This window comes from Actinosynnema sp. NPDC091369 (genome assembly GCF_044757065.1).
In the GTDB taxonomy this organism is placed as follows: Bacteria; Actinomycetota; Actinomycetes; order Mycobacteriales; family Pseudonocardiaceae; genus Actinosynnema.
The window spans coordinates 478,170-490,848 of record NZ_JBIVUG010000003.1; the positions used below are offsets into that span (position 1 = coordinate 478,170).

General features: G+C 72.4%; 14 protein-coding genes. All 14 read left to right on the forward strand.

Annotation, left to right across the window (positions count from 1 at the left end):
- Position 1: 1 nt before the first annotated feature.
- The 14 genes from ACIQMJ_RS14775 to lepB (ACIQMJ_RS14840) all read left to right on the forward strand — a co-directional run bounded on the left by ACIQMJ_RS14775 (position 2) and on the right by lepB (ACIQMJ_RS14840) (position 12,674).
- Positions 2 to 2,356 carry a [protein-PII] uridylyltransferase gene (locus tag ACIQMJ_RS14775; protein ID WP_499761492.1) on the forward strand — a complete coding sequence of 785 codons (2,355 nt, stop codon included), beginning with the start codon at positions 2 to 4 and terminating at the stop codon, positions 2,354 to 2,356.
- 223 nt (positions 2,357 to 2,579) lie between these two features.
- Complete coding sequence (locus tag ACIQMJ_RS14780; RefSeq protein WP_499761493.1) at positions 2,580 to 3,122, forward strand: AAA family ATPase; 543 nt, start codon at positions 2,580 to 2,582, stop codon at positions 3,120 to 3,122.
- A 55-nt stretch (positions 3,123 to 3,177) separates the two neighbouring features.
- Positions 3,178 to 4,716 carry a signal recognition particle protein gene (gene ffh / locus ACIQMJ_RS14785; RefSeq protein ID WP_499761494.1) on the forward strand — a complete coding sequence of 513 codons (1,539 nt, stop codon included), beginning with the start codon at positions 3,178 to 3,180 and terminating at the stop codon, positions 4,714 to 4,716.
- Positions 4,713 to 5,789: an amidohydrolase family protein gene (locus ACIQMJ_RS14790; protein WP_499761495.1), complete on the forward strand. Its 1,077-nt coding sequence runs from the start codon at positions 4,713 to 4,715 to the stop codon at positions 5,787 to 5,789. Before ffh ends, ACIQMJ_RS14790 begins: the two co-directional genes overlap by 4 nt.
- Positions 5,790 to 5,931: 142 nt before the next feature.
- On the forward strand, positions 5,932 to 6,642 hold the full coding sequence (locus ACIQMJ_RS14795; protein WP_499761496.1) for a CPBP family intramembrane glutamic endopeptidase: 711 nt from the start codon (positions 5,932 to 5,934) through the stop codon (positions 6,640 to 6,642).
- 9 nt (positions 6,643 to 6,651) lie between these two features.
- On the forward strand, positions 6,652 to 7,434 hold the full coding sequence (locus ACIQMJ_RS14800; protein ID WP_499761497.1) for a CPBP family intramembrane glutamic endopeptidase: 783 nt from the start codon (positions 6,652 to 6,654) through the stop codon (positions 7,432 to 7,434).
- Positions 7,431 to 8,198, forward strand: coding sequence for a LamB/YcsF family protein (locus tag ACIQMJ_RS14805; RefSeq protein ID WP_499761498.1), 768 nt, complete (start codon positions 7,431 to 7,433; stop codon positions 8,196 to 8,198). The genes ACIQMJ_RS14800 and ACIQMJ_RS14805 overlap by 4 nt, the downstream gene beginning before the upstream one ends.
- Positions 8,199 to 8,351: 153 nt before the next feature.
- Positions 8,352 to 8,804, forward strand: coding sequence for a 30S ribosomal protein S16 (rpsP, locus tag ACIQMJ_RS14810; protein ID WP_141981137.1), 453 nt, complete (start codon positions 8,352 to 8,354; stop codon positions 8,802 to 8,804).
- Positions 8,801 to 9,040, forward strand: coding sequence for an RNA-binding protein (locus tag ACIQMJ_RS14815; protein ID WP_015104447.1), 240 nt, complete (start codon positions 8,801 to 8,803; stop codon positions 9,038 to 9,040). The genes rpsP and ACIQMJ_RS14815 overlap by 4 nt, the downstream gene beginning before the upstream one ends.
- 8 nt (positions 9,041 to 9,048) lie before the next feature.
- Positions 9,049 to 9,567 (forward strand): ribosome maturation factor RimM, encoded by a 519-nt coding sequence (gene rimM, locus ACIQMJ_RS14820; RefSeq protein ID WP_499761499.1) that lies wholly within the window; start codon positions 9,049 to 9,051, stop codon positions 9,565 to 9,567.
- Positions 9,557 to 10,291 carry a tRNA (guanosine(37)-N1)-methyltransferase TrmD gene (gene trmD / locus ACIQMJ_RS14825; protein WP_499761500.1) on the forward strand — a complete coding sequence of 245 codons (735 nt, stop codon included), beginning with the start codon at positions 9,557 to 9,559 and terminating at the stop codon, positions 10,289 to 10,291. Before rimM ends, trmD begins: the two co-directional genes overlap by 11 nt.
- 167 nt (positions 10,292 to 10,458) lie before the next feature.
- Positions 10,459 to 10,818 carry a 50S ribosomal protein L19 gene (rplS, locus tag ACIQMJ_RS14830; RefSeq protein ID WP_053720493.1) on the forward strand — a complete coding sequence of 120 codons (360 nt, stop codon included), beginning with the start codon at positions 10,459 to 10,461 and terminating at the stop codon, positions 10,816 to 10,818.
- A gap of 34 nt (positions 10,819 to 10,852) precedes the next feature.
- Positions 10,853 to 11,755: a signal peptidase I gene (gene lepB, locus ACIQMJ_RS14835; RefSeq protein ID WP_499761501.1), complete on the forward strand. Its 903-nt coding sequence runs from the start codon at positions 10,853 to 10,855 to the stop codon at positions 11,753 to 11,755.
- A 16-nt stretch (positions 11,756 to 11,771) separates the two neighbouring features.
- Entirely contained in the window at positions 11,772 to 12,674 is a 903-nt protein-coding gene (gene lepB / locus ACIQMJ_RS14840; RefSeq protein WP_499761502.1) for a signal peptidase I, read from the forward strand.
- The last annotated feature ends 5 nt before the right edge of the window (positions 12,675 to 12,679 follow it).

Sequence of the window (12,679 nt, forward strand, 5' to 3'; positions counted from 1 at the left end):
GATGGACAACGCCGAGACGGCCGTCGTCACGGCCGACGACCTGGTGCGAGCACGCGATCGGCTGCTCGCGCCAGGTCGGCGCCGTTTGACGGGGGAGTCGCTGCGCGAGGCGCTGGTGGACCTGCACGAGTTCTGGCTCACCGCGCACGCCTCGCAGGCGGGCGTCGGCGGACCGGGCAGCGGGGTCGCGCTGGTCGCCGTGGGGGGTTTGGGCAGGCGCGAGCTGGTGCCCTATTCCGATCTCGACCTGCTCCTGGTGCACAACGGGCACAAGGGCGTGGACGGGATCGCCGAGAAGCTCTGGTACCCGCTGTGGAACTCCGGCATCGGCCTGGACCACTCGGTGCGCACGGTCGGCGAGGCGTTGCGCGTCGCCGCCGGTGACCTGCGCACCGCGCTGGGGCTGCTGGACATCCGCCACATCGCGGGCGACCAGGAGATCAGCGGGCGGCTGACCGACAGCGCCCGGCAGGCGTGGCGGAGCGGGGTGCGCACCCGGCTGGACGAGATGGCCGAGTCGGCGTCGCGGCGCTGGGCGCGCAGCGGCGAGATCGCGCACCGCGTCGAGCCGGACCTCAAGCACGGCCGGGGCGGGCTGCGCGACGTCACGCTGCTGGACGCGTTGAGCGCGGCGCAGCTGACCGACCGGCCGTCCGCCGAGGTCAACGAGGCCCGCAAGCTGCTGCTGGACGTGCGCACCGAGCTGCGCCGGGTGGCGCGCAAGCCGCGGGACGTGCTCCGCGCGCAGGACGGCGACGAGGTCGCGACCGCGCTGGGCCTCCAGGACCGCTTCACGCTGGCCCGCTCGATGTCGTCCGCGGCCCGCACGATCGTCTACGCGGTGGACGTGGCCATGCGCACGGCGCGCGCCGCGGTGCCCAAGCGCGGACTGGGCGTGTTCGCCCGTTCCCCGCTCCGGCGCGCACCGGCCCGGCGTCCGCTGGACGAAGGCGTCGTGCTGCACGGCTCCGAGGTGGCGCTGGCGCGTGACGCCGTGCCCAGCCGCGACCCGGCGCTGCTGCTCCGCGTGGCCACGGCCGCCGCGCGCAGCAAGCACCCGATCGCGCCGGGCACGTTGGCCAAGCTCGCCGACTCCGCCCCGGAGCTGCGCCAGCCGTGGCCCCGGGAGGCGCGCGAGGAGCTGCTGGCCCTGCTGGGCACCGGCACGGGCTTGATCGACGTGGTCGAGGCGCTGGACCGCACGGGCCTGTGGGGCAGGCTCTTCCCGGAGTGGGGCGCGGTGCGCGACCTGCCGCCCCGCGACGCCGCGCACACCTGGACGGTGGACCGGCACCTGGTGCAGGCCACCGCGCACGCGGCCCGCCTGGTCACCAGGGTGTCGCGGCCCGACCTGCTGCTGCTCGGCACGCTGGTGCACGACATCGGCAAGGGCAGGCAGGCCGACCACTCCGAGGTCGGCGCGGCGCTCACCACGCAGATCGCCGAACGGCTCGGCCTGTGGCCGCAGGACGTGGCCACGCTCACCGCCCTGGTGCGCCACCACCTCCTGCTCCCGCACACGGCGACCCGACGCGACGTGGAGGACGAGGCCACCGTGCGCCGCGTGGTGGAGACCCTCGGCGGCGATCCGGTGCTGCTGGAGCTGCTCTACGCGCTGGCCGAGGCCGACGCCGTGGCCACCGGGCCGGGCGTGTGGTCGGACTGGAAGGCTTCGCTGATCAGCGACCTGGTCGCGCGCTGCCGCACGGCGATGGCGGGCGACCCGCTGCCCGAGCCGGAGCCGCTGGACCAGCGCCAGCGGGACCTGGCGCAGGCCGTGCTGGACAGCGGCAAGCCGGACGTGCTGGTCGACCCGGGCGACCACGCGGCCACCGTCACGGTGGTGGCGCCCGACCGGCCGGGCACGCTGTCGCGGGCGGCGGGCGTGCTCGCGCTCAACTCCCTGGAGGTGCACGCCGCGACGCTGCGCTCCCATGAGGGCGCCGCGGTCGACGTGTTCACCGTGTCGCCCCGGTTCGGCTCGCTGCCGGACGTGACGCTGTTGCGCGAGCAGCTCAGCCGGGCGCTGGACGGCTCCCTCGCGCTGGCCGACAAGCTCGCCGCGAAGGAGCGCGACTACGGCGGTCCGCCGCTGGACCCGCCACCGCCGAAGGTGCTCTGGTTCGACGACGAGTCGACCGGCGCGGTGGTGCTGGAGCTGCGCGCGGCGGACCGGATCGGGCTGCTGCACCACGTCGCGGACGCGCTGGAGCAGTCCGGTGTGGACATCGTGTGGGCGCGGGTGTCGACCCTGGGTTCCACGGTGGTCGACTCGTTCGCCATCACGGTGCCGACCGGCGTGGACGCCGACCGGCGCCGCAAGATCGAACGGGCCGTGCTGCTGGCCGCGCGCTGAGGTTGCGTAGGTCTACGCACAACCGACCAAGGGGGCTCACGCTGCCGGCGGACCCCCGTGCCGGGAGAAGCTTCTCCCGTGGCGCGGGGGGACCGCCGGGGTTCGGGGGGACGAGGCGGGACGACGCCACCACGTGGTCGGGAGCGGCCTGTCGAGGGGTCGGGCCGCCCCCGATCACGGCGGAACTCGTGGACGTCCGAAACGTCTCTTTAGTATGGATGCGATGACCGCTGTCGCCGTGAGGCCGCGCTCGCTGGTCGTGCTGGCCGGACTGCCGGGAGCGGGTAAGTCGACGCTGCTCGCCGCCGCCGACACCGACGGCGCGCCCGCCGTCGTGCTGGACTCCGACCAGGTGCGGACCGCGCTCCGCGCCCTGTTCCCCGACGCCCTGCCGTACCGGCTCTACCGCCCGCTCGTGCACCTCGTGCACCGGTTGCGCATCGCCTGGTTCGCGGTCACCGCGCGCGGCCTGCTGCTGGTCCACGAACCGTCGACCCGACCGACGACCCGCGCCGGCCTGGTCGCCGTGGGCGTGCTCACCAACCGGCCGAGGCACTTCCTGTGGCTGGACGCGAGCGCCGAGGAGGCGCTGTCCGGCCAGGTGGAGCGCGGCCGGCTGATCCGGTCCCGGTCGTTCACCCGGCACGTGCGCCGCGCGGACCGGCTGCGGCCCCGGTTCGCCGCGGGCGTGCCGCCACGTGGCTGGCAGGGCCTGACCCTGCTGACCCGGCGTGACCACCTGCGCCTGTCGGTGACGCCGGCGTGAACGGCTACCCTGAGTGCGAGGAACCCACCGACGACGTGCGAGGTCTGGCGGCATCGTGTTCAACACCCTTTCCGACCGGCTCACCTCGGTCCTGCAGAACCTGCGGGGCAAGGGGCGGCTGTCCGAGGCCGACATCGACGCGACCGCGCGCGAGATCCGGGTCGCGCTGCTGGAGGCCGACGTCGCGCTGCCCGTGGTGCGCACGTTCATCGCGAAGGTCAAGGAGCGCGCCAAGGGCGCCGAGGTCAGCCAGGCCCTGAACCCGGCCCAGCAGGTCGTCAAGATCGTCAACGAGGAGCTGGTCGGCATCCTCGGCGGGGAGACCCGCAGGCTCAACCTGGCCAAGAACCCGCCGAGCGTGATCATGCTCGCGGGCCTCCAGGGCGCCGGCAAGACCACCCTGGCGGGCAAGCTCGCCAAGTGGCTCAAGGGCCAGGGCCACACCCCGATGCTGGTGGCGTGCGACCTCCAGCGCCCCAACGCGGTGACCCAGCTCCAGGTGGTCGGCGAGCGCGCGGGCGTGCCCGTGTTCGCCCCCGAGCCGGGCAACGGTGTCGGCGACCCGGTCGACGTGGCCCGCAAGGGCATCGAGGAGGCCAAGCGGGCGCAGCACGACATCGTCGTGGTCGACACCGCGGGCCGCCTCGGCGTGGACGAGGAGATGATGCGCCAGGCCGTGGACATCCGTGCCGCCGTGCAGCCCGACGAGGTGCTGTTCGTGGTCGACGCGATGATCGGCCAGGACGCGGTGAACACCGCGACGGCGTTCCGCGACGGCGTCGGCTTCACCGGCGTGGTGCTCACCAAGCTCGACGGCGACGCCCGCGGTGGCGCGGCGCTCAGCGTCCGCGAGATCACCGGGCAGCCCATCCTGTTCGCCTCGAACGGGGAGAAGCTGGAGGACTTCGACGTCTTCCACCCGGACCGGATGGCGAGCCGGATCCTGGGCATGGGCGACATGCTCACCCTGATCGAGCAGGCCGAGCAGGCGTTCGACGCCGAGCAGGCCGAGGCCGCCGCGGTCAAGATGGGCTCCGGCCAGCTCACGCTGGAGGACTTCCTGGAGCAGATGCTGGCCCTGCGCAAGATGGGACCCATCGCGAACCTGCTGGGCATGCTGCCCGGCGCGGGCCAGATGAAGGACCAGCTGGCCAACCTGGACGAGAAGCACCTGGACCGGGTGCAGGCGATCATCCGCGGCATGACCCCGGCCGAGCGCGACGACCCGAAGATCATCAACGCCTCCCGCCGGCTGCGCATCGCCAACGGCTCGGGCGTCCGGGTCAGCGACGTGAACGACCTGGTCAACCGCTTCTTCGAAGCCCGCAAGATGATGAGCCAGATGGCGGGCCGCTTCGGCCTGCCCGGCGCGGGCGGCAAGAACAACCGCAAGGGCAAGGGCAAGAAGGGCAAGAAGGGCAAGGGCCGCGGCCCGACGCCGCCGAAGGTGCGCGGCGGGTTCCCCGGCATGCTGCCCCCCGGGATGCCCGGCATGCCGCCCCAGGGCGGCGGCCCCGCGCTGCCGCCGGGGCTGGGCGGCTTCGACCAGCTCCCGCCCGGCTTCGACCCGTCGAAGCTGAAGTTCGACAAGTGAGCGGCCTGCACCTGCGGGGCGTCGTCCTCCCCGAGGGCGGCGACCCGCGGGACGTGTGGGTGGTCAACGGGCGCATCCGCACGAACCCGGTGCCCGGCGCGACCACCGTCAGCACCGGCGGCTACCTGGTGCCCGGCCTGGTCGACGCGCACTGCCACGTCGGCCTGGGCGCCAAGGGCGCGGTCGACCTGCCCGAGGCGGTGGAGCAGGCCCTCACCGACCGGCGGGCGGGCGCGCTGCTGATCCGCGACTGCGGCTCGCCGCTGGACACCCGCCCGTTGCAGGAGCGCCTGGACCTGCCGCGGCTCATCCGCGCGGGCAGGCACCTGGCCCGGCCCAAGCGCTACATCAAGTACCTGGGCGTGGAGGTCGAGGACCCGGCCGACCTGCCGGCCGCGGTGGCCGAGCAGGTCGAGAACGGCGACGGCTGGGTGAAGCTGGTCGGCGACTGGATCGACCGCGCCACCGGCGACCTCGCGCCGCTGTGGACCGAGGACGTGCTCACCGAGGCGATCAAGGTCGCGCACGAGGGCAAGGCCAGGGTCACCGCGCACGTCTTCGGCGAGGACGCCCTGCCCGCCCTGCTCAACGCGGGCATCGACTGCATCGAGCACGGCACCGGCCTGACCGACGACACGATCGCGCAGATGGCCCGCAACGGGACGGCGCTCGTGCCGACGTTGATCAACATCGAGAACTTCCCGGCCATCGCGGCGGGCGCGGACAAGTACCCGGGCTACCAGAGCCACATGCGGGACCTGTACGCGCGCAACACCGCGACCATCGCCAAGGCCGTCGAGGCGGGCGTGCCGGTGTTCGCGGGCACCGACGCGGGCGGCGGCATCGAGCACGGCCGGATCGTGGACGAGATCAAGGCCCTCCACGGCGTCGGCATGACCCCGACCCAGGCCCTGGGCGCCGCCTCCTGGGCCGCGCGCGAGTGGCTGGGCTTCCCGTCGCTCACCGAGGGCGCGGCGGCCGACGTCGTGGTCTACGACGCCGACCCGCGCGAGGACCTCGACGCCCTGCGCCACCCGAAGCTGGTCATGCTGCGGGGCCGCATCCACGCCTGACCTCGGTGGCGGTAGGAAATCCGCGACCAGGGCGCCTGACGTGGAGTTCTTCCGCCACCCGAGGTGAGTTCTGCGGCCGTCAGGGTGATCTTGAACGGCCTCGTGCAGCACTCCGCCCCACCGGACCACTACGTTCGGACGAGTGGAGGAACAGCAGGACCGGGACAGCGGTCGGGCGCACTGGGGCTTCCTGGCGTTCTTCACCGGCCTGGGCGGCTACCACCTGGCGATCCTGGGCTTCACCGCCGCCACGGCCGACCGCTTCGCCGAGGTCGACATCACCGACCCGCCGGTGCTCGGCCCGCTCCTGCTGCTGGTCTTCCTGCCCAACGTCCTGCTGGGCCTCGGCCCGGTCGTCATCTCGTGGTACCGGGGCGACGGGCCGGGCAAGGACTTCGGCCTGCTGCCGACCGTCCGGGACCTCAAGGTCGGCCTGGCCGCCGGCGGCGCGGCGCTGCTGGCCGCCTGGCTGCTGGGCGCGCTGCTGCTGAGCATCAACCCGGACCGGTCCGGGTCGCTGGACGAGATCGAAGCGCTCTCCGGCGGCCGGACGATCTGGCTGGCCGCCGCGGCGCTGTTCGTGTTCCTCGGCGCGCCGCTGACCGAGGAGCTGCTCACCAGGGGCGCCCTGTGGCAGGCGCTGGCGCACTACCGCATCCCCAAGCTCGCGATCCTGGCCCTCACCGCCGTCGTCTTCGCGTTCCTGCACGAGGAGAGCTGGCGGATGCTGAGCCTGTTCGCCCAGGGGCTCGCCATCGGCGCGGCCCGCATGATCACCGGCCGGGTGGCCTCCAGCGTGGTGGCGCACGCCACGAACAACCTGCTGCCCGCCGTCTACCTGTACATCGGCTGACTAGGGTGGATGGCTGTGACACGACCGGATGAACCACCGCCGAGCCTGATCGCCAGCGTCCGCGCGGTCGGCCGGGGACCGGAAGCGGTGGACGCCGGCCAGCGCTGGGGCTTCGGCGCGTTCCTGCTGGTGGAGGCCGTCTTCATCCTCAGCGCGGTGTTCATCACCGCGGTGGCCCGCACGTCCGGCACGGACATCGGCACCTCGATCTCGTTCGTGCTGGTCGGCTCGATGGTCCCGACGGTCCTGGCCGCGGCGGTCGCGGTCACCATCACCTACCTGCGCGGCAACGGCCCGTTCCAGGACCTGCGGCTGGCCTGGGACTGGGCGGACGTCAAGATCGGCCTCAAGCTGGGCGCGCTCGGCCTCGTGCTGACCTACGTGGCCGCGGTGATCTGGTCGCGGGTCGTCGGCGACAGCAACGCCACCTCCGCGATCGGCGAGCTGGTCGACGGCGCCGGGCTGCCCGTCTCCGCCGCCGTCCTGATGTTCCTCTACGTGTGCTTCCTCGGGCCGGTGTGCGAGGAGGTCATCTACCGCGGCCTGCTGTGGGGGGCGATCGAGCGGCAGCGCTGGAGCCGGTGGGCGGCGTTCGTGCTGACCACGCTGATCTTCGCGGCCAGCCACCTCGAACCGCTGCGGACGTCGCTGCTCATCGTCATCGCGCTGCCCATCGGCATCGCCCGCCTCATCACGCGCAGGCTCACCGCGAGCGTGGTGGCGCACGTCATCAACAACTTCCTGCCCGGCCTCACCCTCCTGCTCGTCTCGGTCGGGGTGATGCCCGCGTGACCGCCCGCGGGATCGACCTCAACAGCGACCTGGGCGAGGGCTTCGGCATCTGGCGCCTGGGTGACGACGAAGCCCTGCTCGGCATCGTGACCAGCGCGAACGTAGCCTGCGGCTTCCACGCGGGCGACCCGTCGACCATGCGCCGTGTGTGCCGGCAGGCCGCCGCCGCGGGCGTCGCGGTGGGGGCCCAGGTGTCCTACCGCGACCTGGCGGGCTTCGGCCGCCGGTTCATCGACGCCGACCCCGCCGAACTGGCCGACGAGGTGCTGTACCAGATCGGGGCGCTGGACGCGTGCGCCAGGGCGGCCGGGACGCGGGTCGAGTACGTCAAGCCGCACGGCGCGCTCTACAACGCCACCGTGCACCACGACCGGCAGGCGCAGGCCGTCGTGGACGGCGTGCGGGCGTTCGGCGAGCTGCCCGTCCTCGGGCTGCCCGGCTCGCGCCTGCTCCACCACGCCGAACGGGCGGGCCTGCGCCCGGTGCGGGAGGCGTTCGCCGACCGCGCGTACACCCCGCAGGGCGCCCTCGTGCCGCGCACCGAGCCGAACGCCGTGCTGAGCGGCACGGACGCCGTGCTGGCGCAGGTGCTGCGCCTGGCCGAGCGCGGCGAGCTGGTCGCCGTGGACGGCACGGTGATCGCGGCGGAGATCGACTCCCTCTGCCTGCACGGCGACACCCCGGGCGCGGTCGAGCACGCGAAGCGGATCCGCGCGGCACTGGCGGACGCGGGCGTCCCCGTGGCCCGATTCGTGGTCCGGTAGACCCGTCTGGCAGAATGGTTGGTTGTTCGCCGAGGTCGGTCCCTCTCACCGTGCCATGGCGCCCCAGACACCTGGGCTTTCACCACCCGTGCCCCACTCGGGTGAGGACTGCCCGCACCTGAGCACACGAGAGCACGAGGAGCACCCACACCCGTGGCCGTCAAGATCAAGCTTCAGCGGCTTGGCAAGATCCGTCAGCCGTACTACCGGATCGTCGTCGCCGATGCCCGCACCCGCCGCAACGGCAAGGCCATCGAGACGATCGGCAAGTACCACCCGAAGGAAGAGCCGTCGTTCATCGCGGTGGACAGCGACCGCGCGCAGTACTGGCTGGGCGTCGGCGCGCAGCCGACCGAGTCGGTCCAGCGCCTGCTGGAGATCACCGGTGACTGGCAGAAGTTCAAGGGCCTGCCGGGCGCCGAGGGCACGCTGAAGGTCAAGGAGCCCAAGCCGAGCAAGGCGGACCTGTTCGCCGCCGCGCTGGCCGCCGCGGGCGACGCGCCGTCCACCGAGGCGACCACGCCGAAGAAGAAGTCGGCGAAGAAGGACGACGCCAAGAAGGCCGACGCCGAGGCCGCTCCCGAGGCTGCCAAGGACGAGGCGTGAGCTTGTTGGCTGACGCCCTCGAGCACCTCGTTCGGGGCATCGTCGACCACCCGGACGACGTCCGGGTGAACCTGGTCACGACCCGCCGCGGTCGCACGCTGGAGGTCCACGTCCACCCGGACGACCTCGGCAAGGTGATCGGCCGCAGCGGTCGCACCGCGACCGCCCTGCGCACCGTGATGGCCGGTATCGGTGGTCGTGGCGTGCGCGTCGACGTGGTCGACACCGACCGCTGAACGCGCACATGGACGTCGTCGTCGGCCGAGTGGCCAAGGCGCACGGGATCAGCGGCGAGCTCGCGGTCGACGTGCGCACCGATTCGCCCGAGACCCGGTTCGCGAAGGGCTCGGTGCTGGCCGCCAAGCTGCGCGACGGCACGTCCCGCAACCTCACCGTCGCAGCCGCCCGGAACCACTCCGGGCGGCTGCTGGTGCGTTTCGAGGAAGTGCTGACGCGCGACGTCGCCGAGACGCTGCGCGGCACGGTGCTGCTCGGCAGCACCGAGGACCTGCCGCCGACCGGCGACCCGGACGAGTTCTACGACCACGAGCTCGAAGGGCTGACCGCCGAGCTGGTGGACGGCACGAGGATCGGCACCGTGCTGGAGATCGTGCACGGGCCGGGCGGCGAGCTGCTCGTGGTCAAGCGCGAGAACGGCGACGAGACCCTGGTGCCGTTCGTGCGCGAGATCGTGCCGACGGTGGACATCGCGGGCAAGCGCGTCGTGCTGGACCCGCCCGAGGGCCTGCTCGATGCGGATTGACGTCGTCACGATCTTCCCGGAGTACCTGGACCCGCTCCGCGCCGCCCTGCTGGGCAAGGCGATCGACAAGGGCCTGATCAGCGTCGGCGTGCACGACCTGCGCGACTGGACGCACGACGTGCACAAGGCCGTGGACGACAGCCCGTACGGCGGCGGTCCCGGCATGGTGATGAAGCCCCAGGTGTGGGGCGAGGCGCTGGACGCGGTCTGCACCCCGGCCACCCGCCTGATCGTGCCCACGCCCGCCGGTCGGCCGTTCACCCAGCGGATGGCGCACGACCTGGCCGCCGAGGAGCACCTGGTGTTCGCCTGCGGCCGGTACGAGGGCATCGACCAGCGGGTGGTGGACGACGCGTCGCGCCGGATGCGCGTGGACGAGGTCTCCATCGGCGACTACGTGCTCGTCGGGGGCGAGGTGGCGGTGCTGGTCGTGGTCGAGGCCGTGGTCCGGCTGCTGCCCGGCGTGCTCGGCAACCCGAAGTCGGCCGCCGAGGACTCGTTCTCCGACGGCCTGCTGGAGGGCCCCAGCTACACCCGGCCCGAGGTGTGGCGCGAGCTGGCCGTGCCCGACGTGCTGCGCTCGGGCAACCACCGGGCGATCGACCGGTGGCGGCGCGACCAGTCGCTGCGCCGCACCCGCGAGCGCCGTCCCGACCTGCTCGACGCGCTGCCCGAGGGCGCGCTCGACAAGCACGACCGCAAGCTGCTGGACGAGCTCGACTAGGGGCGATTTCTCCCCGCCGCCCCTCGTCTGGCACACTGGACAGGTTGCTGCACCCGGTTCAACTCATCCGGCGTGCGCTAGGCCCGCCCCCGTGCGCGTGTGTAACTTGAGATGTTCCGCGCCCTGGGGGAGTACGCAATACACGTGAGGACGAGGACGGACCACCGATGAACACCCTGGACGCTCTTGACGCCCAGTCGCTGCGCTCCGACATCCCCAGCTTCCGGCCGGGCGACACGCTGAAGGTCCACGTCCGCGTCATCGAGGGCTCCCGCGAGCGGGTCCAGGTGTTCCAGGGCGTCGTGATCCGCCGGCAGAACGGCGGCATCCGCGAGACCTTCACCGTCCGCAAGGTCTCGTTCGGTGTCGGTGTCGAGCGCACCTTCCCGGTGCACTCCCCGAACATCGCCGAGATCGAGGTCGCCTCCCGCGGCGACGTCCGCCGGGCGAAGCTGTACTACCTCCGCGACCTGCGCGGCAAGGCCGCGAAGATCAAGGAGAAGCGGGACGCCAAGCCGGCCTCCTGACGCCGGGCACACGCGGAAGCAGTAGCCTGCCCACGTGGCAGATCCCGTGCACCGCTCCGCTGACGAAGACGGTCAGGATCCCGCAGTCGAGTCCACTCCGGACTCGACTGCGGGTGGCAAGTCGAAGAAGGACAAGAAGAAGCCCCCGCTCTGGCGCGAGCTTCTCGTGCTCGGGGCCACGGCCCTGGTCCTCACCATCCTGATCCAGACGTTCCTCGCGCGGGTGTACGTGATCCCGTCGCAGTCGATGGAGGAGACCCTCCACGGCTGTCCGGGGTGCAACAACGACCGCGTGCTGGTCGACAAGCTGGTCTACGACTTCACCGACATCGAGCCGGGCGAGGTCGTGGTCTTCCGCGGCCCCGAGACCTGGGGCAACAACGACTTCACGTCCAACCGCTCGGACAACCCGATCGTGGCGGGCATCCAGTCGGTCGCCTCCCTGGTCGGGCTCGCGCCGCCGGACGAGCGCGACTTCGTCAAGCGCGTCGTCGCCGTGGGCGGGCAGACCGTCGAGTGCTGTGACGAGCAGCATCGGGTGAAGGTCGACGGCAAGCCGCTGGACGAGCCGTACATCTACTGGCAGCCGGGCACCTCGCCGGAGAACCACGACCCGTTCGAGCCGGTCAAGGTCCCCGAGGGTCACCTCTGGGTGATGGGTGACAACCGCACCAACTCGACCGACTCGCGCAAGCAGGGCGGCGGCGGGCTGGCGGGCACCGTGCCCGAGGAGAACGTCATCGGCAAGGCCCGGGTCATCGTGCTGCCGCCGTCGCGCTGGCAGGGCATCGGCGACCACAACCCGCAGGCCGTCGCGCTCGGCGCGCCCGCGTGGCAGGGCGCCATCCCGGCGGGTGCCGGCGTGGCCGCGGCGTGGCCGCTGGTCTTCTTCGGCCGCAAGGTGCGCAGGCGGTTGACCAGGGCCTCACAGGTCTGATCGGTACGCTGGGCGGGTGGTAGACGTCGCATCGTCGCGCGGGTCCTCCGACGAGGGGGACCCGGAGCACGAGGAGAAGGTCGAGCAGTGGCGTGCCCGTGCGCGCAAAACGACCAAGCGCAAGGGTTCGTTCTGGAAAGAGCTGCCGATCCTGATCGGTGTCGCGGTGGTGCTCGCGGTGCTGATCCAGTCGTTCCTGGCGAAGGTCTACATGATCCCGTCGGAGTCGATGGAGCAGACGCTGCACGGCTGCTCCGACGGCTGCTTCGGCGACCGGGTGCTGGTGGACAAGCTGACCTACGACTTCACCGAGCCCGGACCCGGTGACGTGGTGGTCTTCCACGGGCCCGACAGCTGGATCAACCAGGACTTCGTGGCCGCCGAGCCGACGAACCCGGTGGTCAAGGCCGTGCACGGGCTCGGTTCGCTGCTGGGGTTCCCCTCGGCGAACGAGGAGGACTTCGTCAAGCGGGTCATCGCGGTCGGCGGGCAGACCGTGCAGTGCTGCGACGACCGCAACCGGGTCCTGGTGGACGGCAAGCCGCTGGACGAGCCGTACGTGTACTGGGCACCGGGTCGCAGCACCGTGCAGGAGTCGTTCGCCGAGCTGAAGATCCCCGAGGGCTTCCTGTTCGTGCTGGGTGACAACCGCAACGACTCGTGCGACTCGCGGTGCCAGGGCGACGGTCGCGAGGGCGGTCTGGTGCCGGTGGACAACGTGGTGGGCAAGGCCCGGGTGATCGTGCTGCCGCCGTCGCGCTGGCAGGGCGTGGGCGACCACAACCCGCAGGTCGTGGCCATCGGCGCGCCCGCGTGGCAGGACGCCCTGCCCGCCGGGGCCGGTCTGGCCGCGGCGTGGCCCGTGCTGCTGCTGGGCAAGCGGGTGAGGGCGCGGTTCCGGGGTTCGCGGCTGGGATAAGGTCG